This is a genomic window from Arthrobacter sp. NEB 688, from assembly GCF_013201035.1.
Classification (GTDB): Bacteria; Actinomycetota; Actinomycetes; order Actinomycetales; family Dermatophilaceae; genus Phycicoccus.
Genome location: NZ_CP053707.1, coordinates 1333707 through 1358602, shown reverse-complemented (window position 1 = coordinate 1358602; position 24896 = coordinate 1333707). Strand labels below are relative to the sequence as shown.

Here is a 24896-nt window from a genome sequence, read left to right as displayed (position 1 = left end):
GATGAGCACGCCCGCGCAGCCCCCGCCGCGGGTGCGGGTCACGAGCTCGCGCCGCGGGGCGTCGCCGATGCGCTCGCGCCCGCCGGCCCGCGACATCGACGAGCAGACCGAGCTCGGCGACGTCTACCTCGAGGGCCTGATGCGCGCGCAGCTGCGCCTCTCGCTGGCCGTGCTCGCGATCACCGTCGCGGGCCTGACCGCGCTGCCGCTCGTGCTGCTGCTCGTGCCGGCGACCCGCGCGGTGACGGTCGTCGGCATCCCCTTCGCGTGGCTCGTCCTCGGGGTGGCCGTCTACCCGGCGGCGTGGGTGCTCGCGCGCTGGTACACCCGCCAGAGCGAGCGGGTCGAGTCCGACTTCGTCGACGTCGTCGAGGACCCGTGAGCCAGCCGCTGTCGCTCGCCGCCGTCGTCGCCGTGTGCCTCACGACGCTGGCCGTCGGCGGCCTCGGGCTGCGCCTCTCGCGCCGCACGAGCGACTTCTACGTCGCCGGCCGCACGGTCTCGCCGCGCCTCAACGCCTCCGCCATCGGCGGCGAGTACCTGTCGGCGGCGAGCTTCCTCGGCGTCGCGGGGCTCGTCTACGGCGGGGGCGTCGACCTGCTGTGGCTGCCGGTCGGGTACACCCTCGGCTACCTCGTGCTCCTCGTGATGGTCGCCGCCCCGATGCGCCGCTCCGGCGCCTACACGCTCCCCGACTTCGCCGAGGCCCGCCTGGGGTCCAAGGCGATCCGGCGCGTCTCGTCGCTGCTCGTGCTCGCCATCGGGTGGCTCTACCTCGTGCCGCAGTTCCAGGGCGCGAGCCTGACGCTCACCCTCGTGACCGGCGCCCCCGAGTGGGTCGGCGGGCTCGTCGTCATGGTCGTCATCGCCGCCGCCGTCGGCGCCGGCGGGATGCGCTCGATCACCTTCGTCCAGGCCGTGCAGTACTGGGTCAAGCTGACCGCCCTCGCGGTGCCGGCGTTCGTCCTGCTGCTCCTGTGGTTCCGCGACGGGCACCCGGCGCCGGTCGTCCCGCCGGAGTGGAGCATCCCGCTGACGCCCACCGGCCCCGAGGACCACCCGGTCTACCGCAACGCCTCGACCGTCCTCGCCCTCTGCCTCGGCACGATGGGCCTGCCGCACGTCCTCGTCCGCTACTACACCAACCCCGACGGCGTCGGCGCGCGCCGCACGACCGTCTCCGTCATCGCGCTGCTCGGCGTCTTCTACCTGCTCCCGCCGGTGTACGGCGCCCTCGGCCGGGTCGCCTTCCCCGAGCTGCCCGACGGGATGCGCTCGGACTCCGTCGTGCTCCGGCTGCCCGGCGAGCTCGTCGGCGGCCTCGGCGGCGACGTCCTCACCGCGATGCTCGCCGGCGGCGCCTTCGCGGCGTTCCTGTCGACGGCCTCGGGCCTGGCGATGTCGGTGACCGGCGTCATCGACCAGGAGCTGCTGCGGCCCCGCCTCGCGCGCTTCACCGGCGGGGACGCCCCGGGCGTGCGCGGCTTCCGGTTCGCCGCCGTCGTCGGCGTCCTCATCCCCTACGTCGTCAGCCGGGTCGCCGAGCCGCTCGGCGTCGCGACCACCGTCGGTCTCGCCTTCGCCGTGGCCGCCGCCACGTTCGCGCCGCTCATCATGCTCGGGGTCTGGTGGCGGCGGCTGTCGACGACCGGGGCGATGGCCGGGCTGCTCGTCGGGGGCGGCGCGACCGTCGCCGCGCTCGCCCTGACCATGACGACGAGCCACCTCGGTGGATGGCCCGCCGCGCTCCTCGCGAACCCCGCGCTCTGGGCCGTGCCGCTCGCCTTCGCGACGGCCGTGCTCGTCTCCTACGCGACGCCGGGGCGCATCCCGGCGTCGACGACGCGGGTGCTCGTGCGGCTGCACACGCCGGAGCGGGTCCGGCTGGCGCGCAGCCGCGTCCGCGACTGACACCACCGCGAACGTGTGTGAACCCGCCGGGGATTCCCGGCGGGTTCACACACGTTCGCGAGAAGGACCAGAGGTCAGGCGACCGCGTCGCGCCCGGCCACGAAGGCCTCGACACAGCGCCGCACGTCGGCCTCCGAGTGCGCCGCCGAGAGCTGGACGCGGATGCGCGCCTTCCCCCGGGGGACGACCGGGAAGCTGAAGGCGATGACGTAGACGCCGTTGGCGAGCATGTGGTCGGCGATCTGCGTGGCCTGGCGCGCGCCGTCCTCGCCCGGGAACATCACGGGGACGATCGGGTGGCTGCCCGGCAGCAGGTCGAAGCCGGCCTCGTCCATCAGCTCGCGGAAGAGGGATGCGTTGCGGCGCAGCGTCTCCCGCGCGTCGTCGGAGGACGCGACGAGGTCGAGCGCGGCGATCGACCCCGCGACGACGGCGGGCGCCACCGAGTTGGAGAACAGGTACGGCCGCGAGCGCTGGCGCAGCAGCTCGACGACCTCGCGGTGGCTCGCGACGTAGCCGCCGGACGCGCCGCCCAGCGCCTTGCCGAGCGTGCCGGTGAGGATGTCGACGCGGTCGCGCACCCCGAACAGCTCGGGCGTGCCCCCGCCGTGCTGCCCGACGAAGCCCACGGCGTGGCTGTCGTCGACGAGCACCATCGCCTCGAACTCCTCGGCGAGGTCGCAGATCTCGTCGAGCGGGGCGTAGGAGCCGTCCATCGAGAAGACGCCGTCGGTGACGACGCAGACCCGGCGGGCCCCGGCCTCGCGGGCCGCGACGAGCTGCGTGCGCAGGTCGGCCATGTCGGCGTTCTTGTACCGGTAGCGCGCGGCCTTGGACAGGCGCACGCCGTCGATGATCGAGGCGTGGTTGAGCTCGTCGGAGACGATGGCGTCCTCGGCCCCGAAGAGCACCTCGAAGACACCGCCGTTGGCGTCGAAGCACGAGCTGTAGAGGATCGTCGCCTCGGTGCCGAGGAAGTCCGACAGCCGACGCTCGAGCTCGGTGTGCTGGGTCTGGGTGCCGCAGATGAAGCGGACCGAGGCCATCCCGAAGCCCCAGGTGTCGAGCGCGGCCTTGGAGGCGCCGACGACGTCCTCGTGGTCGGCCAGGCCGAGGTAGTTGTTGGCGCAGAAGTTGAGCGACTCCCCCGCCGTCGTCCCGACGTGCGCCGACTGCGGCGTCGTGATCTCGCGCTCGCGCTTGGTGAGGCCGGCGTCCTCGATCTCCTGCAGCGTCGCCTGCAGCTGGTCCTTGACTGCGCCGTACACGGGGGCTCCTCACGTCGTCGGGGTGGGCGGGGCGTCGGGGTGGCCGACCGCGCCAGCCTAGGCCCGCCGGGCCCCGGCACCGCCCGCCGTCCCCCGCGTCCTCGCCCCCGTCCACCGTCCCCTCCGCGCCCCCGCGCCCGCTCTTCTCCGCGCGCCTGCGCGGGTCCGCGTGCGGTCGCACCCGGACCTGCGCAGGTCGCCAGAAGAAGGCGCCGGGGAGGGCGCACGAGGATCCGCGCGTCGACGGGTCCGCGCGTCAGGTCCAGTCGAGGCGTCAGGACCAGTCGAGGACGACCTTGCCGCCGGTGCCCGAGCGGGTCTCCGCGAACGCGGCCTCCCACTGCTCGGCCGGGTAGCGCCCCGTGACGACCGACGACACCGCCGAACGCAGCCGCTCCGACGTCGCGAGCATCGACCCCATGAGGTACCAGGTCTCGAACATCTCGCGGCCGTAGATGCCGCGCAGCGTGATCATGTGCGTGATGACCCGGCCCCAGTCGATGGCGTAGCGGTCCTTCGGCAGGCCGAGCAGCGCCACCCTGCCGCCGTGGTTCATGTTGTCGAGCATCTCCTCGACGGCCACCGGCGACCCGGACATCTCCAGCCCGATGTCGAAGCCCTCGAGCATCCCGAGCTCGGCCTGGGCCGCGCGCAGCGACCCGCCGCGGCCGACGTTGACCCCGAGGTCGGCGCCGGCGGCCTCGGCGAGCGCCAGCCGCTCGTCCGAGAGGTCCGTGACGACGATGCGCCGCGCGCCGGCGTGCCGGGCGACGGCGGTGGCCATCACGCCGATCGGGCCGGCCCCGGTGACGACGACGTCCTCGCCGACGACCGGCCACTGCAGCGCCGTGTGGACGGCGTTGCCGAGCGGGTCGAAGAGCGCGCCGAGGTCGGGGTCGAGGTCGGCCGGCTGCACCCACGCGTTCGTCGCCGGGATGACGACGTAGTCGGCGAAGGCACCGTCGCGGTTGACCCCGACGCCGACGGTGTTGATGCACAGGTGCCGCCGGCCGGCGCGGCAGTTGCGGCAGGTGCCGCACACGAGGTGCCCCTCGCCGGAGACACGGTCACCGACGGTCACGTGGTCGACGTCCGCCCCGACCTCGACGACCTCGCCGAAGAACTCGTGGCCGAGCGTCATCGGGACCTGCACGGTGGCGGCGGCCCACTCGTCCCACTGCTCGAGGTGGAGGTCGGTGCCGCACAGGCCGGCCCGCAGCACCCGGATCTTGACGTCCTTCGGGCCGCAGACGGGTTCGGGCACGTCGACCAGCGACAGCCCCGGACCGGCGGAGACCTTCCTCAGCGCACGCACGGCGCCCATCATGCCGGGACGACCGCTCGGCGCACCACGCGCCCCGTTCGGCGCAGTGTGACCCACCGCACACCGTGGTCCGCGGCCCGCCCACCGACCCGGGGCGCCGCCCGCCGCGGGACCCGGCGCGGGGTCTCGCCAGCGCACCCCCGGCGCGACCACCCTTGGGGCGTTCCGGGCAGAGCCGCTCGGACCCGACCCTGGAGGTGACCGTGAGCAACGAAGCTCGCACGCAGGCCGAGGACCCGTACCTCGCCCTGCAGACCACGTCGGAGTTCCAGGAGCTGCGCCGCAAGTTCCGGGGCTTCGTCTTCCCCATGACGGCGTTCTTCCTCGCCTGGTACTTCCTCTACGTCCTGCTGTCGATCTTCGCCCCGGGGTTCATGGGCACCAAGGTCGTCGGCAACATCACCATCGGCCTGCTCTTCGGCCTCGGCCAGTTCGTGACGACCTTCGCGATCACGATCATCTACTCGCGCTGGGCCACCCGTGAGTTCGACCCGGCCGCCGACGCCCTCGGCGCCCGCCTCGACGCCGACAAGGAGCACTGACCATGGCGCTCACCCTCCCGATGGCCGACGCGGCCACGACGGTCGGCTCGCCGGCCCTCAACATCGGCATCTTCGCGGCGTTCGTCGTCGTCACGCTCGTCATCGTCATCCGCGTCGCCGCGGGCAAGAAGACGGCCGAGCAGTACTACACCGCCGCCGGCGCCTTCAACGGCCGCCAGAACGGCATCGCCATCGCCGGCGACTACCTCTCGGCGGCGTCCTTCCTCGGCATCGCCGGCGCCATCGCCCTCCAGGGCTACGACGGCTTCCTGTACTCGATCGGCTTCCTCGTCGCGTGGCTCGTCGCGCTCCTGCTCGTCGCCGAGCTCCTGCGCAACACCGGCCGCTTCACGATGGCCGACGTCCTCAGCTACCGCCTCAAGCAGCGCCCGGTGCGCATCGCGACCGCCATCTCGGTCATCGCGGTGTCGTTCTTCTACCTGCTCGCGCAGATGGCCGGCGCCGGCGGCCTCGTGTCGCTGCTGCTCGGCATCTCGGGCGAGTTCGCGCAGGACCTCGTCATCGCGATCGTCGGCATCATCATGATCGCCTACGTCCTCATCGGCGGGATGAAGGGCACGACCTGGGTCCAGATCATCAAGGCGCTCCTGCTCATCGCGGGCACCTTCGTCATCACGGTCTGGGTGCTCGGCAAGTACTCGTTCAACATCAGCTCGCTCTTCCAGGCCGCGGCCGACAACTCCCCCAAGGCCGGCGAGAAGCTCTTCGAGCCGGGCCTGAAGTACGGCAAGAACCTCACGACGAAGATCGATTTCATCTCGCTGTCGATGGCGCTCGTCCTCGGCACCGCCGGCCTGCCGCACGTGCTCCAGCGCTTCTACACGGTCCCGACGAGCAAGCAGGCCCGCAAGTCGGTCGAGTGGGCCATCTGGCTCATCGGCGGCTTCTACCTGCTGACCCTCGTCGTCGGCTACGGCGCCGCCGCCCTCGTCGGCCCGGCGACCATCAACGCCGCCCCCGGCAAGGCCAACGCGGCCGCCCCGCTGCTCGCCTACGAGCTCGGCGGCTCGGTGCTCCTCGGCATCATCTCGGGTGTCGCGTTCGCGACGATCCTCGCGGTCGTCGCCGGCCTGACCATCACCACCTCGGCGACCTTCGCCCACGACCTCTACAAGGAGGTCTTCAAGCGGGGCACGGGCAGCCAGGAGCAGGAGGTGCGGGTCGCCCGCATCGCCGCGATCGTCATCGGCGTCGTCGCGATCGTCGGCGGCATCTTCGCCAAGAGCCAGAACATCGCCTTCCTCGTGGCGCTGGCCTTCGCCGTCGCCGCCTCGGCCAACCTGCCGACGATCCTGTACTCGCTGTTCTGGAAGGGCTTCAACACCCGCGGCGCCCTGTTCTCCATCTACGGCGGCCTCGTCAGCGCGATCGGCCTGATCATCTTCAGCCCGGTCGTGTCGGGCAAGCCGCCGCTGGAGCCGGGCGGCCCGAGCCAGTCGATGATCCAGAACACCGCGATCGACTTCCACTGGTTCCCGCTCGACAACCCGGGGCTGGTCTCCATCCCGCTCGCGTTCTTCCTCGGCTGGCTCGGCTCGGTGACGAGCAAGGAGCACAACGCCGCGAAGTACGCCGAGATGGAGGTGCGCGCCCTCACCGGCCACGGGGTCGGGGAGGCGATCGACCACTGAGCGGTCGGGGTCGGGGGACGCCTCCCCCGACCCAGACCCACGGGACAGCAGCGGCCGCGGGGCTGGAGAGCCCTCCGCGGCCGCTGCGTCGTCCCCGGGGTCTGGCGGGTCGCGCCGAACCGGCGTATACCGGCGGTGAAGGAGGCGACCATGTCCACGACCCGACCCGCCCACCGCCGCTCCTCCCGCACCACCCGGGGCCGGGTCACGGTCCTCGCCGCGGCGCTCGCCGTCGCGGCGCTCCCCGCGCTCGCCACCGCCGCCCCGGCCGGCGCCACGGCCACGGCACCCGCGGCGGCCACCGCGTGCTCGACCGCGTGGGGGTCCCTCCCGAAGACCTCGGCGCCGCTCGCGACCGGCCGCCTCACGGGCGTGCGCGCGGGGCACCACGCCTGCTACGACCGGCTCGTCGTCGACATGACGGGCGTCGCCCCGGGGTACGACGTGCGCTACGTCAGCCAGGTGCACGCCGAGGGCTCGGGAGCCGTCGTGCCGGTCGCCGGCGGCGCGCGCCTCGCCGTCGTCGTCAAGAAGGGCGCGACGAGCGTGCCCGCGATGCCGTCCGTCGCCGGCTACCCGACCTTCCGGCAGGTCCGCTGGGCCGGCTCGTTCGAGGGGTACACGACGATCGGGCTCGGCGTGCGGGCCCGACTGCCGTTCCGGGTGTTCACCGTCGACGACACCGCGACCCGCACGAGCCGCCTCGTCGTCGACGTCGCCCACACCTGGTGAGCACGTCGGCGGGCGAGCGGGGTCGGGGTCAGACCGCGGCGCCGGCCTGCGCCCGCAGGCGCGCCGCGAGGTCGTCGTCGACCGTCTCGAAGAACGCCCCGACGACGTCCTCGAGGTGGTCGACGCCCTCGGCCCGGAAGAGCACCGGCTGGTAGGCGGTGATGTCGTAGTTGAGCGTCCCCATCGCGACGAGGTCGAGCGGGCGGATCTCCATCGAGCGGAACTCGTCCATCTCGCCGTAGCTGCTGAGGATGCCGGCGCCGTAGGCCTTGAGCTCGTCGCCGTCGGCCATGACGCCGAACTCCATCGAGAACCAGAAGACGTCGGCGACGAACTTGACGGCCTCGTCGGTCTCGAGGCGGGTCGTGGCCTCGCCGGCCGCCTGCGTCACCGCGGCGAAGCGGGGGCTCGCGAGCTGGTTCCCGTGGCCGACGACCTCGTGGAGGATGTCCGGCTCGGGCGTGTAGAGCGGCCGGCTGTCGTGGCGCAGGTACTGCGTCGAGCTGAACACCCGGTGGCCGAGGTCGCGGTAGAAGTCGCGCAGGGGCACCAGGCCCGGCGCGCACGTGTAGGACCAGCCGGTCAGCGGCAGGAGGCGCTCGGTGACCTCGTGCAGCTGGGGCACGTGGTCGACGGGCAGGTCGAGGGCGGCCTTGCCGCGGAGGAACTCGGGGTGCGCGTAGCGCTCGTGCTTCGGCGCGAGCTCGGTGCTCACCGTGCGCCACACCGCGTGCTCGGCGTCGGTGTAGTCGACCGTCGGGACGGGGTCCCCGGGGCGGTGGGCCAGCGACACGGCGGCGATCTCGCCGCGGCGGAGCAGGTAGGCCTCGTCGTGCAGCCCGGGGTGGTTGTCCGACAGGTGCACCCTGACGGTGCCGTCGTCCTCGGTCGTCACGGCCGAGTACAGCTGTCCTTCCTCGAACACCGCGCTCACCTCCTCGTGAGTGGTCGTGGCCTCGTGGGCCGGACCCCCACGGAAGCACGGGAGCGCGCACAGCGGAACCCTTGACCCCGTCGGTGGTCAACGAGCGCACAGTTTCGCCAGCCCGATGGGCGTGTCACTGGGCAGGATGTCCAGCCGGCGGCGAGGCCGCCGATCCCTCGCGCTGCCGCCCCGATCTCGCCCCGCCGACCCCACCTCGTCCGGCCGGCGACCCGCTCGGCGCGCCGCACGCCCCGCTGGACCGCTCCCTCCGGACGGACGGTTGCCTCGCCCGCCCGCGTCGGGTTGGCTGTGGCCGTACCCGCACTCGACGACGAGGAGGACCCGTGAGCGACGACAGCCTGTCGAGCCACCTGCACGAGCTGGACCTGAGCCCGGACCCGGCGTTCACCGCCGCGGCCAACGGCACCGCGGAGATGTACGACGAGGCCGCGGCCGACCACGAGGGCTTCTGGGCGCGACAGGCCCGCGAGCGGATCACCTGGGCCAAGGACTTCGAGCAGACCCTCGACTGGAGCGGCGCCCCCTTCGCGAAGTGGTTCGTCGGCGGCGAGCTCAACGTCGCGTACAACTGCGTCGACCGCCACGTCGAGGCCGGGAACGGCGACCGCGTCGCCATCCACTTCGAGGGCGAGCAGGGCGACACCCGGACCATCACGTACGCCGACCTCCAGCGCGAGGTGAGCAAGGCCGCGAACGCGCTGGCCGCGCTGGGAGTCACCACGGGCGACCGCGTCGCGGTCTACATGCCGATGATCCCCGAGACCGTCTTCACGATGCTCGCCTGCGCCCGCCTCGGCGCCCCGCACTCGGTCATCTTCGGCGGGTTCTCGGCCGAGGCCCTGCACACCCGCATCGCCGACGCCGAGGCCAAGGTCGTCGTGACCACCGACGGCCAGTGGCGCCGCGGCAAGCCCGCGCCGCTCAAGGCCGCGGTCGACGCCGCCATCCACCACGGTGACGACGAGTCCCCCGTCGAGAAGGTGCTCGTCGTCAAGCGCACCGACACCGAGGTCGAGTGGGACGACGAGCGCGACGTCTGGTGGCACGACCTCGTCGAGGCGCAGTCCGACTCGCACGAGGCGGTGCCCGTCGACAGCGAGCACCCCCTGTTCATCCTCTACACCTCGGGCACGACGGGGAAGCCGAAGGGCATCTTCCACACGACCGGCGGCTACCTGACGCAGGCCGCGTACACGAACGCCGTCGTCCACGACCTGCACCCCGAGAGCGACGTCTACTGGTGCACGGCCGACGTCGGCTGGGTCACCGGCCACAGCTACATCGTCTACGGGCCGCTCGCCAACGGCGCGACCCAGGTGCTCTACGAGGGCACCCCGGACACCCCGCACCAGGGCCGCTGGTGGGAGATCGTCCAGAAGTACGGGGTGTCGATCCTCTACACGGCGCCGACGGCCATCCGCACGTTCATGAAGTGGGGCACCGAGATCCCCGCGAAGTACGACATGAGCTCGATCCGCGTCCTCGGCAGCGTCGGCGAGCCGATCAACCCCGAGGCGTGGCTCTGGTACCGCAAGCACGTCGGCGGCGACAAGGCCCCGATCGTCGACACCTGGTGGCAGACCGAGACCGGCGCGATCATGATCAGCCCGCTGCCCGGCGTCACGACCCTCGAGCCCGGCTCGGCGCAGCGCCCCATCCCGGGCGTCTCGGCCGAGATCCTCGACGACGACGGCAACCCCTTCACCGAGGCCGAGAAGGTCGGCTACCTCGTCCTCACCAAGCCGTGGCCCTCGATGCTGCGCGGGATCTGGGGCGACCCGGAGCGCTACCAGGAGACGTACTGGTCGCGGTTCGGCCCGAAGTACTACTTCGCCGGTGACGGGGCGAAGTACGACGAGAAGGGCAACATCTGGCTGCTCGGCCGGGTCGACGACGTCATGAACGTCTCCGGCCACCGGCTCTCGACCGCCGAGATCGAGTCGGCCCTCGTGTCGCACCCGTCGGTCGCCGAGGCCGCGGTCGTCGGCGCGGCCGACGAGACGACCGGCCAGGCCGTCTGCGCGTTCGTCATCCTGCGCGGCGGCGCGGCCGACAACGGCGAGGAGACCGTCCAGGAGCTGCGCAACCACGTGGCGAAGGAGATCGGCCCGATCGCCAAGCCGCGCCAGGTGATGATCGTCCAGGAGCTGCCGAAGACGCGCTCGGGAAAGATCATGCGCCGCCTGCTCAAGGACGTCGCCGAGAACCGCGAGGTCGGCGATGTCACGACGCTCGCCGACAGCTCGGTGATGAACCTCATCAAGCAGGGGATGTCCTCCGGCTCCGACTGACGCCGGCCCTGCCGACGACGGGGCGCCACCCATCCCGGGTGGCGCCCCGTCGCGCGTCCCGGGTCGTGGCGCGACCCACCGGCCGCGCTCCACCCTCGCTAGGATGGGACGCGGTGCGCCGGGAAGTCTGGTCGGCAACGACCTCGCCGCGCCCGCCCGCGGTCCGCCCCGTCCGCCAGGAGCCGCCCGATGAGCACCTCCGCACCCCCCGGCCGTCGCCCCGAGGGCCACCGCCTCCTCTCCCGCCCGTCCACCTGGGCCGAGACCAAGCACGTCGCCGACGCCCTGCGCACCGAGACCATCGGCGGCGCCGTGCTCCTCGTCGCCGCCGTCGTCGCGATCGTGCTGGCCAACAGCCCGTGGAGCGACGCCTACTTCTCGTTGCGCGACACCGAGGTCGGCACCGACTGGTTCCACCTGCGCCTGAGCCTCGGCCACTGGGCGGCCGACGGCCTGCTCGCCATCTTCTTCTTCGTCGCCGGGCTCGAGCTCAAGCGCGAGTTCCTCGTCGGCGACCTCCGCTCCCCGGCGAAGGCCGCCGTCCCGGTCGTCGCCGCCTTCTGCGGCGTCGCCGTCCCCGCGCTCGTCTTCGTCGGTGTCGTGTCGGTCATGGGTGGCGAGGGTGACGCCCTGCGCGGCTGGGCCATCCCGACGGCCACCGACATCGCCTTCGCCCTCGCGGTGCTGGCGGTCATCGGCTCGCACCTGCCCTCGGGGCTGCGCTCGTTCCTCCTGACCCTCGCCGTCGTCGACGACCTCATCGCGATCACGATCATCGCCGTCTTCTACACGGCCGACCTCGACGTGGGGATGCTCCTGCTCGCGCTGCTGCCGCTCGCCGCGTTCGCCGCGCTCGTGCAGCGCCGGATCGCCGCGTGGTGGCTGCTCGTGCCGCTCGCCGCGCTCACCTGGGCGCTGGTCCACGCGTCCGGCGTCCACGCCACCGTCGCCGGCGTCCTCCTCGGCCTCGTCGTGCCGGTGAGGCCGCGCCGGCGCGGGGTCCCCTCGGTCAGCACGCTGTCCGCCGACACCGACGTCGCGCACCGCTTCGAGTACCGCATCCGCCCGCTGTCCGCCGGGGTCGCGGTGCCCGTCTTCGCGTTCTTCGCCTCGGGCGTCGCCGTGCTCGGCGGCGGCTTCGGCGAGACGCTGCGCGACCCGGTGGCCATCGGCGTCGTCGCCGGCCTCGTCGTCGGCAAGCTCGTCGGCGTGCTCGGGTCGACCTACCTCATGGCGCGGTTCACGCGGGCCCGGCTCGACGACGACCTCGCGTGGTCGGACATCGCGGGGCTGGCGATCCTCACCGGGGTGGGCTTCACGGTCTCGCTCCTCGTCGGCGAGCTCGCCTTCGGGGCGGGGTCCGAGCGCGACGAGCACGTCAAGCTCGGCATCCTCCTCGGGTCGCTCATCGCGGCCGCCCTCGCCGCGGTCGTCCTGCGGCGGCGCAACGCCGTCTACCGGCGCATCCACGAGCAGGAGACCCGCGACGACGACGGCGACGGCGTGCCCGACTGCTTCCAGGAGGAGCACGCGGACCCCGGGCCCGCGAGCACTCGGTAGGGTCGGGGCGGACCACTTCGCAGGGCAGGACCGACACGAGCTGAGGACGCATGGCACCCGAGAGCACCGAGCGCACCATCGGACAGCTCGTCGCCGACGCGACGCACGACGTCCAGGGCATCGTCCGCGGCGAGATCGCCCTCGCCAAGGCCGAGGTCGCGCAGGGCGCCAAGAAGGTCGGCGTCGGGGCGGGCCTGCTCGCCGGGGCCGCCTTCGTCGGGCTGCTGGGCCTGGTCTTCCTCTTCCACACCCTCGCGCAGGTCCTCGGGATCTGGCTGCCGCTGTGGGCCGGCTACCTCATCGTCACCGTGCTGATGTTCGTCGTCGCCGGGGTCCTCGCGCTGCTCGGCAAGAACGCGCTCCAGAAGGCCAAGCCGGCGCCCGAGCGGGCCATCGCGCAGGGCAAGGAGACCGTGGCCGCCCTCAAGCACCAGGGCTGAGCGGCACCCCGCTCGGTCAGGCCGCCCCGCGGCACTGGCCGGTCGAGACCGTCGGGTCGCCGACGCCCGAGCCGCGCACGACCGGCGCGAGCTCGGAGTACGTCATCGCGTAGCCGGTCTGCGGGTCGTCGAGCGAGGTCGCGAAGACCATCCCGACGACGTGGCCCTCGGGGTCGACCATCGGGCCGCCGGACGCGCCCCGCCGCACCTCGGCGCGCAGCGAGTAGATCTCGCGGACGGTGCCGTCGCCCCCGTAGATGTCGGCGCCCTTCGCCTCGAGGACGCTGCGGACGCGAGCCGGCCCGACCCACAGGCCCCGGTCGCCCGGGAAGCCGGCGAGGACGGCGTCGTCGCCCCGCCCGAGCGCGTCCCCGCGGGTCAGGGCGGGGGCGCCCAGCCGGGAGGTGACGACGACGGCGACGTCGCGGTCGGGGTCGAAGCGCACGACCCGGCCGGTCACCTGCGGCCCGGTCCCGCGCACGCTCAGCTGCACGGTCCGGGCGCCGGCGACGACGTGGGCGTTGGTGACGACGACCCCCGGCGAGAGCACCCACCCCGAGCCGACCTGGGTCTGGCCGCAGCGGGGCGAGGAGGCCCGGACGTGGACGACCGAGCGCAGGGCGCGCGAGACCGCTGCGTCCCGCACGAGCGCCCGGTCCGGCGGCTGGACGGACGCGATCGGCTCCGGGCCCAGGCCCTCGAACACCCGCGGGAAGCCGCCGCTGTCGAGCGCCTCGGTGAGGTCGTCGACGAGCGTCTGCGCCGAGCGGGGCACGACGGCGTCGACCGTGCGGACCACCGTCGAGGACGCGATGGCGGTGCGCAGCCCGACCGGGCCGCTGACGCGGGCCGCCCCGGCGACCACCCAGATGACGAGGACCGACGCCACGAGCACGGCGACGGCACCGAGGAGGTTGTCGACGAGCCGCAGCCCGGCCAGCCCGATGACCCGGCGGACCCGGGCGGCGAGCAGGAGCATCACCCACTGCCCGAGCGTCGCGGCGACGAGGACGATCCCGATGAGCAGGAGCGTGCCGGCCGGGCTGCCGAGGTCGATGCCGCCGCGGCCGTCGATGAGCCCGGGCGCGATCTTCACGGCCGCGAAGGCGCCGGCGAGCAGGCCGACGAGCCCGAGCACCGCGGCGACGAGGCCCTGGCGCCAGCCGCTCCAGGCGTAGGCGAGCAGGACGAGCGCGAGGACGACGTCGAGGACGGTCGAGCCGGTCACGGGGCGTCCTCGATCTCGCGTGGGTCGAGGTGGTCCTCGGCCCCCCGCATCCACGGCGAGCGCACCCGGTCCGGCAGCGGGCGCTCGAGCCCCTGGTCCCACGGCCGGGTCAGGCCGGCGAGGTCGAGCAGGGTGTCGAGGAGCATCGCGGTGAATCCCCAGACGAAGAGGCCGTCGACCTCGAAGCCGGGCCCGCGGTAGGGCCCGAAGACGGCGGTGAAGCGGTGGCGGGGGTCGAGGAGGTCCTCGACCGCGACCCGGTCGACGCGGGCGACCTCCGCGGTGTCGACGACCCCGACGGGCACCGGGCGCGGCCACCAGCCGAGCACCGGCGTCACGGCGCTGCCGCTCGGCGCGAGGTGCAGGGCGGGGTAGGCCGCGAGCACCTCGACGCCCTCGGGCGCGAGCCCGACCTCCTCCTGCGCCTCGCGCAGGGCGGTGCCGACCGGGCCGTCGTCACCGGGGTCGGTGCGGCCCCCGGGGAAGGAGACCTGACCGGGGTGCGAGCGCAGGGTGTGCGCCCGCTCGGTGAGGACGACGTCGGTGCGTCCGTCCGGGCCGGGCCCGAAGAGGACGAGGACCGCCGAGGAGCGCGCGCCCTGCGGCGGCGCCGGGTGCTGTGCGAACCACGGGTGGTCACCGACGTCGGCCCGGGTGGCCAGCCGCGTCAGCCACTCGGGTGCGGGGGTCATGGGCGTCATCGTAGGCACGCCGGGTGTGGGCGCCCTGCGAGTCCGCCGGGAGCCGGCCGCTCAGCCCTCGTCGGGCAGCGGGCCGGGGGGCGGGTCGGGCAGGACGGCGCCGGGGGCCAGCTCGAACCTGAGGAGCTTCGTGGCCTTCTCGGGGTCGGTCTCGCCCTCGCCGTAGGAGGGACACCAGCGCGTGACCGGGCAGGCGCCGCAGGCGGGCTTGCGGGCGAAGCAGGTGCGCCGGCCGTGGAAGATGACGACGTGGCTGAGCATCGTCCAGTCACTCCTGGGGATGATCGCGGCGACGTCGGCCTCGACCTTGACCGGGTCGGTCTCCTGCGTCCATCCCCAGCGGCGCACGAGCCGGCCGAAGTGGGTGTCGACGGTGAGCCCGGGGACGCCGAACGCGTTGCCGAGCACGACGTTCGCGGTCTTGCGGCCGACGCCGGGGAGCGTCACGAGGTCCTCGAGCCGGCCGGGGACCTCGCCGCCGTAGCGCTCGACGACCGCCTGCGCGAGGGTGATGACCGAGTTGGTCTTGGCCCGGAAGAAACCGGTGGGCCGCAGGACGGCCTCCATCTCGGCGCGGTCGGCGGCCGCGAGCGCCTCGGCGGTGGGCCAGCGCGAGAAGAGCGTCGGCGTCACGGTGTTGACCATGACGTCGGTGGGCTGCGCCGACAGCACCGTGGCGACGAGGAGCTGGAGCGGGGTCTCGAAGTCGAGCTCGCAGTGGGCGTACGGGTAGCGCTCCAGGAGCGCCCGGTACGTGCGGCGGGCGCGACGGGTGCGGGCGACCGGTGACTCGTCACCGGTGGCCGCGCGACGGACGGCGGGCGAGGGGCGGACGGGCACGGCGGCAGCCTACGGCCGGGCGCCGACAGGGCCCCGGGAGCGCGCGGTCCGGGGCCCGCCCGGGGCCCGTGACCACCCGGCCCCGGACCTGCCCGTTCTGGCACACTGTCCGTCGTGGACCACGACGTCGTGCGCAAAGCCCCGCTCCTGTCCCCCCTCGACGACGGTGCGGCGGAGGGGCTCATCGCGCAGATGAACCCCTCGCGCCTCGAGCGCGGCGACGTCCTCTTCCACGAGGGCGACCAGGGCGACCGGCTCTACGTCATCGGCGAGGGCAAGATCAAGCTCGGCCGCACGAGCACCGACGGCCGCGAGAACCTCCTGGCCATCCTCGGCCCCGGCGAGATGTTCGGCGAGCTCTCGCTCTTCGACCCCGGGCCCCGCACGGCCACCGCGACCGCCGTCGCCGAGACGCAGCTGCTCTCGATGGGCCACGAGCAGCTCAAGGACTTCCTCCACGAGCGACCGGGTGTCGCGCTCACGCTGCTGAGCGCGCTGGCCCGCCGGCTGCGCCGTACCAACGACGTCCTGGCCGACCTCGTCTTCACCGACGTCCCCGGCCGCGTCGCGAAGGCGCTGCTCGACCTCGCCAAGCGCTTCGGCCGCCCGGTCGAGGAGGGCGTCATGGTCTCGCACGACCTGACCCAGGAGGAGCTCGCGCAGCTCGTCGGCGCCTCGCGCGAGACGGTCAACAAGGCGCTGGCCGACTTCGCCTCGCGCGGGTGGCTGCGCCTGGAGGCGCGGGCGGTCCTCCTCATGGACGTCGAGCGCCTGCGCCGCCGCGCGCGCTGACCCATCCCGCTCCGCCCCCGAGTCCCACGCACCCTCCCCGAGTCACGCGCACCCTCCCCCGCGTCACACGAGTATCGGGTCACCCGATACGGGCGCGCTTCACCCCGGAACCGTTCCCGGGTGAGGCGCAGGCGTATCGGGTCACCCGATACGCGTGAGGTCTGCGGGCGGCGGGGTCAGCCGGGGATGCCGAGGTGGTCCAGCTGGGCCCGGATGGACATCCGGGCGGCGGGCCAGACGTCCGGCGACACCTCGGCGTAGACGCGCCGCAGCACGCCCTCGACCGGGTCGTCCTCCGCGGCCGCACCGTCGAGCAGGGCCTGCCGGACCTGCTCCAGGCGCTGCGCCCGGTGCGTCCGGTAGAACGCGACCATCGCGGCGGCGTCCGGGACGACCGGCCCGTGCCCGGGCAGGATGCGCGTCACGGCGCCGTCGCCGGTGAGCGCGGCGATCCGCTCGAGCGAGCCGAGGTAGGCGTCGAGCTCGCCGTCGGGGTGCGCCACGACGGTCGTGCCGCGGCCGAGGACGGTGTCGCCGGTGAGCAGGGCGTGGTCCGCGGCCAGCGCGAAGGACACCGAGTCGGCGGTGTGCCCCGGGGTCGCGACGACCCGCAGCTCGAGCCCCCCGACCGTCAGCACGTCGCCGTCGCCGAGGTCGTCGTGCCCGGCGCCGACCGCCCGCGTCGGGGCGCCCGACAGCTCGGCGAAGCGCGGCGCGGCCTCGGCGTGGTCGTGGTGGCCGTGGGTGAGGACGGTCAGCGCGACCCGGGCGCCGCGGGCGGCGACGAGGTCGAGCACGGCCCGCAGGTGCGCGTCGCCGTGCGGCCCGGGGTCGACGACGACGGCCTCGGTCGAGCCCGGTTCGAGCAGCACCCAGGTGTTCGTGCCGTCGAGGGTCATCGGGCCGGGGTTAGGCGCGAGGACGCAGTGCGCCCGCTCGGTGACCGCTCCGCCGGCCCACGGGTCCCGGACCGAGGCCGGCGGCTGCGCGGTCGGGTCCGGCGGCGGGGATGACGGGGTCGCTGGCGTCATCCGGTCACCCTAGGCCCGTCTCCTGCGCGCGACCTGCGCGGATCCCCCTGCGGTCGCACCCGGACCACCGCAGGTCGCGCGGAGGAGGGACGGAGGCGGCCCGGTCAGAGGGCGGTGACGAGGACGAGCGTGCCGTCCGGGTCCTGCTCGAGCACCGGCACGACGCGCCGGATGTCGGGACGGTCGGCGAGGAAGGCCGCGGCGGAGTCGAAGCGGTCGAGCGCCTCGAGGGCCCAGACCTGCGGCGGCATCATCCGGACCTCGCCCCGCTCGGCGCGCTCGAGCAGCACCGACGCGCGGGCCCATCCGCCGCCGTCGCTCTCGCCGCTCGTCTCACCGGCCTCCTGGCCCTCGGGCATCCCGGCGGCGAGGATCCACGTGTCGTAGCGCCGCGGCTCGAAGGCCGGCGTGATCCAGTGGCCGCGCCCGCGCAGGGCCGCGACCTCGATGCGCACGCCGCACTCCTCCTCGACCTCGCGGACGGCGGCCGCCGCGAAGGGCGCCGCCTCCTGCGGCGTCACCCCGAGGTGGGACGCGAGGTCGGCGAGCCCGGGGGTCGCGGGGTCGAGGCCGGCGTCGGCGGGGTCGACCCGCCCGCCGGGGAAGACGACCATCGACGGCGCGAAGGCCATCGTCGCCACGCGCCGCTGGACGTACACCTCGGGCCCGGCGTCGGTGTCGCGCACGAGCATCACGGTCGCGGCGGGGCGCGGCTCGGCGCCCTCGGACGCCCCGGCGGCCACCCACGCCTGCGCGCGCTCGAGCAGCCCGACGTCCTCCACCGGCCGGCGGAGCACGGTCCGCTCAGTCACGGACGTGGGCGATGACCTCGACCTCGACCGGCGCCCCGAGCGGCAGCGCGGCCACCCCGACGGCCGAGCGGGCGTGGACGCCGGCGTCGCCGAAGACCTTGCCGAACAGCTCGCTGGCGCCGTTGACGACACCGGGCTGGCCGGTGAACGAGGGGTCGGAGGCGACGAAGCCGGTGACCTTGACGATGCGCTCGACACGGTCGAGGTCGCCGACGACGGAGCGGATGGCCGCGATGGCGTTGAGCGCGCAGACCGCCGCGAGCTCCTGGGCCTTCTCGGGCGTCACGAGGCCGACGAGCTCGCCGACCTGGCCGGTCGCGGGCAGCACGCCCTCGACGAACGGCACCTGCCCGGAGACGTAGACGCGCGAGCCGTCGAGCACCGCCGGGACGTAGGCCGCGAGCGGCGGGACGACCTCGGGCAGCGTCAGCCCGAGCGCGGCGATGCGGTCCTCGACGGCACCCACGTCAGGCCCGGGGGCGCTTGAGGTAGGCCACGAGGTTGCCCTCGGGCATCGCGAGGACCTGGACGAGCTCCCAGCCGTCCTCACCCCACTGGTCGAGGATCTGCTTCGTCGCGTGGACGATGAGCGGTACGGTCGCGTACTCCCACTTCTGCATGCGCGCCACCCTAACCGCGCGCCCCGTCCACGGCTACGGTGGCCGGGATGAGCGACGACGTCATGAGCCGCAGCGCCCGACAGCCCGACCGCACCGAGGTGACCGGGCCGGAGCAGACCGACGTCTACGACGTGTTCGAGCCCGACCCGCACCGCGCCCGCGGCTACACGGTCGCCCTCGTCCACGGGGGCTTCTGGCGCCCGACCCACGACCGGACCCACCTCGGGCCGCTCGCCGAGGCGCTCTCGCGCGACGGCTTCCACGTCGTCAACCTCGAGTACCCGCGCCCGGGGATGCCCGGCGGCGGGTGGCCCGGCACCGCCGACGCCCTCCTCGCGAACCTCGCGGCGGCCCACGCCGACACCGACCTGCCCGACGCCGTCGTGCTCGTCGGCCACTCGGCCGGGGGCCATCTCGTGACGTGGCTCGCCTCCGAGGACCGCGTGCCCGACCTGCTCGGCGCCGTCGCGCTCGGACCCGTCGCCGACCTCGCGACCGCCGACCGCCTCCACCTCGGCGACGACGCCGCCCGCGCCTTCCTCGGCGGCTCGCCCGACGAGGTGCCGGACGCCTGGGCCGCCGCCGACCCCGGCCGCCTGCGCCTGACGGCCCCGGTCGCCCTCGTGAGCGGCGAGCACGACGACGTCGTGCCGCCCGAGGTCGCGCAGGCGTACGTGGCGACCCGCACCGCCGAGGACGCCAAGGCCACGACGGCCCTGGCCCGCGGCGCCGACCACTTCGACCTCGTCGACCCCGAGCACCCGGCCTACCTCCTCCTCCTCGCCGAGGTGGAGGAGCTCACCCTCGGCCGGGGTGGACCGCACCACCCGGCCTGAGGGCCCGGCTGCCCGATCTAGGCTGGCCGCATGGCCGCTCCTCCTCTCGCGCGCGTCCTCGAGGGCGTCCGGCTGCACGTCGTCACCGGCAAGGGCGGCGTCGGCAAGACGACGGTCGCGAGCGCCCTCGGGCTCGCCCTGGCCCGGCAGGGCCGCCGCGTCCTGCTCGTCGAGGTCGAGAACCGGCAGGGCATCAGCCAGACCTTCGGGGTGCCGCCGCTCGGCACCGACGAGGTCCGTCTCGTCCAGGACCCCTCGGGCGGCGAGCTCTGGGGCCTCTCGGTCGAGGCCAAGGCCGCGCTGCTCGAGTACCTCCAGACGTTCTACAAGCTCGGCCGGGCCGGCGGGGCGCTCGAGCGGATGGGCGTCGTCGACTTCGCGACGACGATCGCGCCCGGCGTCCGCGACGTCCTGCTGACCGGCAAGGTCTACGAGGCGGTCGGCCGCACGACCGGGGGCAAGCGCGGCCAGGGCTCCCCCGTGTGGGACGCCGTCGTCCTCGACGCCCCGCCGACCGGCCGGGTCACCCGCTTCCTCGGGGTCAACGAGCAGGTCGCCGGCCTCGCGCGGATGGGCCCCATCCACCAGCAGGCCGAGTCCATCACCCGGATGCTGCGCGCCCGCAGCAGCCTCGTCCACGTCGTCACCCTCCTCGAGGAGATGCCCGTGCAGGAGACCGCCGACGCCGTCGCCGAGCTCTCGGCCGCGGGCTTCGGCGTCGGCGCCGTCGTCGTCAACCAGGTCCGCGAGCCGCTGCTGCCCCCGGACCTCGTCGAACGGCTGGCGAGCGACCCGGCCGGGCTCGAGGAGCAGGTGCGCGCGGACCTCGCCGCGGTCGGGGTGCGCTCCGGCGCGAAGACCGTCGGGGGCCTGCTCGCCGAGGGCGCCGACCACGCGGCCCGCCTCGCCCTCGAGCACGAGCTCGGCGCCGAGGTCGACGGGCTCGGGCTGCCGACCGTCACCCTCCCCGCCCTGACGACGGGCACCGACGACGGCGGGGTCGGCGTCCTCGCCGACGAGCTGCACGAGCAGGGGGTGCGCTGATGGCCGCGCGCACCGCCGCCGACGCGTTCGACGTCGACGCCCTCCTCGCCGACCCGGCCACCGGCATCGTCGTCTGCTGCGGCAGCGGCGGCGTCGGCAAGACGACGACGGCCGCGGCCCTCGGGGTGCGCGCCGCGGAGGCCGGGCGCCACGTCGTGGTCCTCACCATCGACCCGGCGCGCCGGCTCGCGCAGTCCCTCGGCCTCACGGCGCTCGACAACACCCCGCGCCCCGTCGAGGGCGTCGGGGTCGAGGCCGGTGGCTCGCTCGACGCGATGATGCTCGACATGAAGCGGACCTTCGACGAGGTCGTGCTCGCCCACTCGACCCCCGAGAAGGCCGCCCAGATCCTCGAGAACCCCTTCTACCAGGCGGTCTCCAGCTCGTTCGCCGGCACGCAGGAGTACATGGCGATGGAGAAGCTCGGCCAGCTGCGGGCGCAGGCCGACGCCGACGGCACGTGGGACCTCGTCGTCGTCGACACCCCGCCCTCGCGCTCGGCCCTGGACTTCCTCGACGCCCCGAAGCGCCTCGGCTCCTTCCTCGACGGCCGGTTCATCCGCCTGCTCATGGCCCCCGCGAAGGCCGGCGGGCGCGCCTACCTCAAGGTCTTCTCGGTCGGCGCCAACCTCGCGGCGGCGACCCTCTCGAAGGTCCTCGGCGGGCAGTTCCTCTCCGACGTCCAGACCTTCGTCGCCGCGCTCGACACGATGTTCGGCGGCTTCCGCGAGCGCGCCGACGTCACGTACGCCCTGCTCAAGGAGCCGTCGACGGCGTTCGTCGTCGTCGCCGCCCCCGAGCGCGACGCGCTGCGCGAGGCCGCCTACTTCGTCGAGCGCCTCGAGGCGGAGTCGATGCCCCTCGCCGGGGTCGTCGTCAACCGGATGCAGCAGCTCGCCGCGCCCGGCCTCAGCGGGTCGCGGGCGTCCGCCGCGGCCGAGCAGCTCGAGGACCGCGCCGACGACGCCGACACCGCCGCCCCGGGCACCGGCCCGACGCCGGCGCTGCTGCGGCTGCACGCCGCCGTCGCCGAGGTGGCGACCCGGCACGAGGCGCGGGTGCGCCGGTTCGTCGCGACCCATCCCGGCGTCCCGGTGCGGACGGTCCCGGCAGCCGCGACCGACATCCACGACCTCGACGGGCTGCGGGCGGTCGGCGACGCGCTCGGCGGCTGACGCGGACCGCGGCCGCCGCGCCCCCCGCGCACGAAAGAGCCCCGGCGGGGCCGACCGGTGCCCGTGACTGCAGGGGGTGCCACGGGCGTGCAGGGGGGATGGTCGGCCCCACCGGGGGGTCTGGGGGTCGGGCGGTGGCGCCGTCGGCGGCCACGGGCCCGAGGGGTCAGGCGATGGCGCCCTCGGCGCCACGGGACTTGGCGGCGGACAGCAGGGCCGTCCACGAGCGCACGTCGGGGCGGCGGCGCAGCAGGGCGCGACGCTCCCGCTCGGTCATGCCGCCCCACACACCGAACTCGGTGCGGTTGTCGAGCGCGTCGGCCAGGCACTCGGCCACGACCGGGCAGCCCTTGCACACGACCTTGGCGGCGCGCTGCGCCTTGCCCTGGACGAAGAGCGCGTCGGGGTCGCTGCCGGCGCACTTGCCGAGCGGCGCCCACTCCGTGACCCACTGGCCCTCGGTCGGGGCCGTCACCGGTGAGATGCTCATGTCCACCTCTCTTCGCTGTCTCGGGGTCCTCGCCCCCCTCTCGGATGAGGACATGCAATTACCGTAGGTCGCCCGGTGACCTGCACACATCGGCCGAATCGGTCCCCGGGTTGGCCGAACGGACGACCCGCCCGCCGCACGCCTGACCCCCTCCCCGGCCCCACCGCGGACCCCCGCCCGCGCGCCGCCGTCTCGGCCCGCGGGCATCGTCAGGTCCCCGCGTTACCCTGTCGCGCATGGACGGACGTGCGCAGAACTTCCCGGCCGTGCTCAGGCTGCTCCTCGGTTTCGTCGTGCTGAGCACGGTGGCGGGCCTGCTGCTGGCGGGCATCGCCGTCCCCGCGATCGGCGCGAGCGGCCAGGCGGCCAAGAGCGGCGTCGACTTCTTCAACGACCTGCCGGGCGACTTCACGGTCTCCCCGCTGGCCCAGCAGTCGAAGATCGTCGACGCGAAGAACCACGTCATCGCCAACCCCTACGACGAGAACCGCATCATCGTCCCGCTGAACAAGATCTCGAAGAACATGCGCAACGCGCAGATCGCGATCGAGGACGCACGGTTCTACGAGCACGGCGGCCTCGACCTGCGCGGCTTCACCCGCGCGCTCGTCTCCAACGCCCGCACCGGCAGCACGCAGGGCGCCTCGACGCTGACCCAGCAGTTCGTCAAGATCACCCTCCAGGAGCAGGCGCTGCGCGCCGGCGACAAGGAGGCCGCGGCCGCCGCGACGGCGCAGACCTACTCCCGCAAGGTGCAGGAGCTCAAGTACGCGGTCAACGTCGAGGACAACTTCACCAAGGACCAGATCCTCCAGGGCTACCTCAACCTCGTCTACTACGGCGACCAGGCCTACGGCGTCGAGGCCGCGGCCCTCAACTACTTCGGCGTCCACGCGAACAAGCTCTCGCTCGGCCAGGCCGCCCTGCTCGCCGGCATCGTCCAGCAGCCCACCGCCTACAACCCGGTGCTCAACCCCAAGCAGGCCCAGGCCCGGCGCGACGTCGTGCTCACCCGGATGCAGCAGCTCGGCTTCGCCTCCGCCAAGGACGTGGCGGCGGCCAAGAAGCAGCAGGTCAAGAAGATGATCAAGAAGAAGCCGGTCGAGGGTGTCTGCCACCGCTCGTCCGAGCCCTACTTCTGCGCCTACGTCATGGCCTACCTCCAGCACGCCCCGGAGCTCTCCGCCCTCGGCAAGACCCCCGAGGAGCGCCTCAAGCGGATCAACCAGGGCGGCCTGACCATCCGCACCTCGCTCGACCCCGAGATGCAGAAGACCGCGCAGCAGCAGATCGAGAAGGCCATCCCGGTCGGCAACAAGAGCAACCTCGGCGGCGCCGTGTCCATCGTCCAGCCGGGCACCGGCCGGGTCCTCGCGATGGCCCAGGCGGCCGACTTCGACAAGGACCAGACGAACGTCAACGTCGACCAGGTCTACGGCGGCGGGCCCTACGGCTACCAGTTCGGGTCCACGGCGAAGATGTTCATCCTCGTCACCGCGCTCGAGCAGGGCATGCCCCTCAACGGCACGATCAACGTCCCCTTCGCGACGAACAAGATCGACCACGTCTTCGACGGCCCGAAGGTCGTCGGCGCCCCGTGCGGCTCGAACCTCCCGTGGAAGGTCGGCAACGACTACCCGATCGGTGGCGGTCCGATGACCCTCTCCGAGGGCATCTCGAAGTCGGTCAACACGTGGGCGGCGCAGCTGTCCATCGAGGTCGGCCCCTGCAACGTGCAGAAGACGATGACGAAGATGGGTCTGCACCAGGCCGACGGCAAGCCGATCGAGGGCACCCTGTCCAACGTCACCCTCGGCTCCGGGGTCACGACCCCGCTCAGCCTCGCCAGCGCCTACGCGACCCTCGCCGCGAGCGGCAAGTACTGCACCCCGAACCCGATCGTCTCCATCACGACCCCGGACAAGAAGGAGATCAAGGTCAAGGGGCCGGAGTGCAAGCAGGCCATCTCCAAGGAGGCCGCCGACGGCGCCGCCTACCTGCTCAAGGGCACGCTGCGCCCGGGCGGCACGGCCGACAACTTCTGGGACGTCAGCGCCCGCCCGGCCGCCGGCAAGACGGGCACGACCGAGAAGCACAACCAGGCGTGGTTCGCGGGCTTCACCCCGCAGCTGTCGACCGTCGTGTGGATCGGCAACGTCAAGGTGGCCGACAAGAACGGGAAGTTCTACTCGCTCAACGGCAAGTGCTTCGGCAGCTACGGCTGCTTCCAGGAGGTCTTCGGCGGCACGGTCTCGGTGCCGGTCTGGACGGCGATCATGAAGAAGATCACCGCGGACATGCCGGCCAAGGACTTCCCCGCGCCGAGCGCGGCGGCCCAGCGCGGCAACCTCGAGCCCATCCCCAACGTCTACGCCCGCAACACCGGGTCGGCGACGGCCATCCTCCAGGGCGCCGGCTTCGGGGCCACGGTCGGCCAGACGATCTCGAGCAACGCGCCCGCCGGCACCGTGGCGGGCACCTCCCCCTCGGGCTCGGCGATGAAGGGCTCGACGATCACGCTGCTCGTCTCCTCCGGCCCGGCAGCCGCGCCCGCGGTCAACGTCAAGCCGACCCAGCCGGTCAAGCAGACCAGGCCCCCGACCCGGGGCAAGCCCAAGCCCGGCAACACCAGGCCGCCGGGCAGGGGCTGACGCCCACCGC

Annotated in this window: 24 protein-coding genes; 13 read left to right on the top strand and 11 right to left on the bottom strand. The window is 73.7% G+C overall.

What is annotated here, in order from left to right:
- The first annotated feature begins 1 nt into the window (after nucleotide 1).
- Together HL663_RS06450 and HL663_RS06445 are read left to right on the top strand one after the other, a co-directional pair.
- Complete coding sequence (locus HL663_RS06450) at nucleotides 2–382, top strand: hypothetical protein (RefSeq protein ID WP_173027586.1); 381 nt, start codon at nucleotides 2–4, stop codon at nucleotides 380–382.
- Nucleotides 379–1911, top strand: coding sequence for a sodium/solute symporter (locus HL663_RS06445; RefSeq protein ID WP_173027585.1), 1533 nt, complete (start codon nucleotides 379–381; stop codon nucleotides 1909–1911). The genes HL663_RS06450 and HL663_RS06445 overlap by 4 nt, the downstream gene beginning before the upstream one ends.
- Nucleotides 1912–1985: 74 nt before the next feature.
- Here HL663_RS06445 and HL663_RS06440 read toward each other — a convergent pair whose 3' ends face one another.
- Nucleotides 1986–3179: a glycine C-acetyltransferase gene (locus HL663_RS06440; RefSeq protein ID WP_173027584.1), complete on the bottom strand. Its 1194-nt coding sequence runs from the start codon at nucleotides 3177–3179 to the stop codon at nucleotides 1986–1988.
- A 274-nt stretch (nucleotides 3180–3453) separates the two neighbouring features.
- Entirely contained in the window at nucleotides 3454–4494 is a 1041-nt protein-coding gene (gene tdh, locus HL663_RS06435; protein WP_173027583.1) for an L-threonine 3-dehydrogenase, read from the bottom strand.
- Between the two features lie 212 nt (nucleotides 4495–4706).
- Here tdh and HL663_RS06430 point away from each other — a divergent pair, with 212 nt between their 5' ends.
- From HL663_RS06430 to HL663_RS06420, 3 genes are all read left to right on the top strand, one after another.
- Nucleotides 4707–5045 carry a DUF485 domain-containing protein gene (locus HL663_RS06430; protein WP_173027582.1) on the top strand — a complete coding sequence of 113 codons (339 nt, stop codon included), beginning with the start codon at nucleotides 4707–4709 and terminating at the stop codon, nucleotides 5043–5045.
- Between the two features lie 2 nt (nucleotides 5046–5047).
- Entirely contained in the window at nucleotides 5048–6697 is a 1650-nt protein-coding gene (locus HL663_RS06425; protein WP_216842692.1) for a monocarboxylic acid transporter, read from the top strand.
- A gap of 150 nt (nucleotides 6698–6847) precedes the next feature.
- Nucleotides 6848–7429: an AMIN-like domain-containing (lipo)protein gene (locus tag HL663_RS06420; RefSeq protein WP_173027581.1), complete on the top strand. Its 582-nt coding sequence runs from the start codon at nucleotides 6848–6850 to the stop codon at nucleotides 7427–7429.
- Between the two features lie 28 nt (nucleotides 7430–7457).
- Here the strand turns inward: HL663_RS06420 and HL663_RS06415 are convergent, their stop codons facing one another.
- A complete protein-coding gene (locus tag HL663_RS06415; RefSeq protein WP_286175983.1) occupies nucleotides 7458–8363 on the bottom strand; it encodes a phenylalanine 4-monooxygenase in 906 nt (301 codons plus the stop codon).
- A 335-nt stretch (nucleotides 8364–8698) separates the two neighbouring features.
- Between HL663_RS06415 and acs the strand changes: the two genes are divergently transcribed.
- The 3 genes from acs to HL663_RS06400 all read left to right on the top strand — a co-directional run bounded on the left by acs (nucleotide 8699) and on the right by HL663_RS06400 (nucleotide 12666).
- Nucleotides 8699–10666: an acetate--CoA ligase gene (gene acs / locus HL663_RS06410; RefSeq protein WP_173027580.1), complete on the top strand. Its 1968-nt coding sequence runs from the start codon at nucleotides 8699–8701 to the stop codon at nucleotides 10664–10666.
- Nucleotides 10667–10855: 189 nt separating this feature from the next.
- Complete coding sequence (gene nhaA, locus HL663_RS06405) at nucleotides 10856–12226, top strand: Na+/H+ antiporter NhaA (RefSeq protein ID WP_173027579.1); 1371 nt, start codon at nucleotides 10856–10858, stop codon at nucleotides 12224–12226.
- A 50-nt stretch (nucleotides 12227–12276) separates the two neighbouring features.
- Nucleotides 12277–12666, top strand: coding sequence for a phage holin family protein (locus HL663_RS06400; protein WP_173027578.1), 390 nt, complete (start codon nucleotides 12277–12279; stop codon nucleotides 12664–12666).
- 16 nt (nucleotides 12667–12682) lie between these two features.
- Here the strand turns inward: HL663_RS06400 and HL663_RS06395 are convergent, their stop codons facing one another.
- Genes HL663_RS06395 through nth form a run of 3 tightly spaced genes read right to left on the bottom strand, consistent with a single transcriptional unit; the run spans nucleotide 12683 to nucleotide 15435 of the window.
- Nucleotides 12683–13894, bottom strand: coding sequence for a MarP family serine protease (locus HL663_RS06395; protein ID WP_173027577.1), 1212 nt, complete (start codon nucleotides 13892–13894; stop codon nucleotides 12683–12685).
- Complete coding sequence (locus tag HL663_RS06390; RefSeq protein WP_286175982.1) at nucleotides 13891–14586, bottom strand: NUDIX hydrolase; 696 nt, start codon at nucleotides 14584–14586, stop codon at nucleotides 13891–13893. The genes HL663_RS06395 and HL663_RS06390 overlap by 4 nt, the downstream gene beginning before the upstream one ends.
- 60 nt (nucleotides 14587–14646) lie before the next feature.
- Entirely contained in the window at nucleotides 14647–15435 is a 789-nt protein-coding gene (nth, locus tag HL663_RS06385; RefSeq protein ID WP_173027575.1) for an endonuclease III, read from the bottom strand.
- 114 nt (nucleotides 15436–15549) lie between these two features.
- Between nth and HL663_RS06380 the strand changes: the two genes are divergently transcribed.
- Nucleotides 15550–16227 carry a Crp/Fnr family transcriptional regulator gene (locus tag HL663_RS06380; RefSeq protein ID WP_286175981.1) on the top strand — a complete coding sequence of 226 codons (678 nt, stop codon included), beginning with the start codon at nucleotides 15550–15552 and terminating at the stop codon, nucleotides 16225–16227.
- Between the two features lie 176 nt (nucleotides 16228–16403).
- On the opposite strand, the gene HL663_RS06375 is transcribed toward HL663_RS06380, so the two are convergent.
- The 4 genes from HL663_RS06375 to sp36 form a co-directional block, all read right to left on the bottom strand.
- On the bottom strand, nucleotides 16404–17258 hold the full coding sequence (locus tag HL663_RS06375; protein ID WP_173027574.1) for an MBL fold metallo-hydrolase: 855 nt from the start codon (nucleotides 17256–17258) through the stop codon (nucleotides 16404–16406).
- Between the two features lie 104 nt (nucleotides 17259–17362).
- Nucleotides 17363–18070, bottom strand: a complete 708-nt coding sequence (locus HL663_RS06370; protein ID WP_286175980.1) for an NUDIX hydrolase — start codon at nucleotides 18068–18070, stop codon at nucleotides 17363–17365.
- Entirely contained in the window at nucleotides 18063–18536 is a 474-nt protein-coding gene (locus HL663_RS06365; protein WP_173027573.1) for a RidA family protein, read from the bottom strand. Before HL663_RS06365 ends, HL663_RS06370 begins: the two co-directional genes overlap by 8 nt.
- Nucleotide 18537: 1 nt before the next feature.
- Nucleotides 18538–18690, bottom strand: coding sequence for a Sp36 family protein (gene sp36 / locus HL663_RS06360; protein WP_173027572.1), 153 nt, complete (start codon nucleotides 18688–18690; stop codon nucleotides 18538–18540).
- A gap of 47 nt (nucleotides 18691–18737) precedes the next feature.
- On the opposite strand from sp36, the gene HL663_RS06355 reads away from it, so the two are divergent.
- From HL663_RS06355 to bagB, 3 genes are read left to right on the top strand one after another with little or no spacing between them, the layout of a single operon-like run.
- Complete coding sequence (locus HL663_RS06355) at nucleotides 18738–19526, top strand: alpha/beta hydrolase family protein (protein WP_173027571.1); 789 nt, start codon at nucleotides 18738–18740, stop codon at nucleotides 19524–19526.
- Between the two features lie 30 nt (nucleotides 19527–19556).
- Nucleotides 19557–20570, top strand: a complete 1014-nt coding sequence (gene bagA, locus HL663_RS06350) for an ATPase BagA (RefSeq protein WP_173027570.1) — start codon at nucleotides 19557–19559, stop codon at nucleotides 20568–20570.
- The gene (gene bagB / locus HL663_RS06345) at nucleotides 20570–21745 is read left to right on the top strand and encodes an ArsA family ATPase (RefSeq protein WP_173027569.1); all 1176 of its coding nucleotides are present in this window, start codon (nucleotides 20570–20572) and stop codon (nucleotides 21743–21745) included. The genes bagA and bagB overlap by 1 nt, the downstream gene beginning before the upstream one ends.
- 166 nt (nucleotides 21746–21911) lie before the next feature.
- Here bagB and HL663_RS06340 read toward each other — a convergent pair whose 3' ends face one another.
- A complete protein-coding gene (locus HL663_RS06340) occupies nucleotides 21912–22235 on the bottom strand; it encodes a WhiB family transcriptional regulator (RefSeq protein WP_173027568.1) in 324 nt (107 codons plus the stop codon).
- Between the two features lie 236 nt (nucleotides 22236–22471).
- Here HL663_RS06340 and HL663_RS06335 point away from each other — a divergent pair, with 236 nt between their 5' ends.
- Nucleotides 22472–24886, top strand: coding sequence for a transglycosylase domain-containing protein (locus HL663_RS06335; RefSeq protein ID WP_173027567.1), 2415 nt, complete (start codon nucleotides 22472–22474; stop codon nucleotides 24884–24886).
- The last annotated feature ends 10 nt before the right edge of the window (nucleotides 24887–24896 follow it).